1 protein-coding gene is annotated in these 783 nt (G+C 46.2%); it reads left to right on the top strand.

Annotated elements, in window-relative coordinates; all coding sequences use genetic code 11:
• Window positions 1-114: 114 nt before the first annotated feature.
• Window positions 115-783 (top strand): transposase (locus ACFSAH_RS14085; protein ID WP_379663379.1); only part of this gene is annotated, 669 nt, incomplete at its 3' end.

The raw sequence follows: 783 nt of genomic DNA, 5'->3' as shown, positions 1-783 counted from the left end.
GGAGTTGTTTAAACTTTTGGCTGTTAAAAAATGATTCCCAATAAATTTCCAGTTTTGTGTTGCTAAATCATAAAACGCGGAGTCAAGTTGGGAATCATCGATAAAGATACGATAATGGAATATATTTTACCACATCTTAGCGTAGGCAAGCGAGGATTTAAGCCACGGGTATGCCTTGTTGAGGTTGTTCAAGCAATATTTTACCGTCTTAAAACAGGTTGCCAGTGGCGAGAGCTTCCTGTGCGCCAGTTCCTATCGGGTGGCTCCTGCTGGCAGCATGTTTACTATTATTTCAACAAATGGAGCAAGGACGGTTCCTGGCAATCTGTGTGGATAAATCTGCTAAGGACACACCGTAGCTATGTGGATCTATCCTGTGCACAATTGGACGGCAGCCATACCCCGGCCAAGCGTGGAGGTGAGGCTGTGGGTTATCAGGGACGTAAAGCAGCTAAAACGAGCAATTCGCTGTTCCTTTGCGATAACTCCGGACAAATGCTGTCCATGGGTGTGCCACAGCAAGGACAACATCATGACCTGTATCATATCAGACAGCTGTTTGCCGACATGTGCGGTCTGTTGGAGACTGCCGGCATCAGTATGAAGGGTGTTTTCCTGAACGCAGACCCCGGTTTTGACGCAGAGGAACTCCGCCAATATTGTTCTGAATCGGAAATCGAGGCTAATATCAAGGTAAATCCAAGAAAAGGGACTTCCGATACGGGGGAATACCTATATTTTGATGAAGAACTCTACAGACGAAGAACCCTCATCGAACACGCA

Source organism: Pseudopedobacter beijingensis (assembly GCF_042678145.1).
GTDB lineage: Bacteria > Bacteroidota > Bacteroidia > Sphingobacteriales > Sphingobacteriaceae > Pseudopedobacter > Pseudopedobacter beijingensis.
The sequence above is the reverse complement of the archived record's forward strand: the minus strand, read 5'-3'. Positions and strand labels throughout refer to the sequence as shown.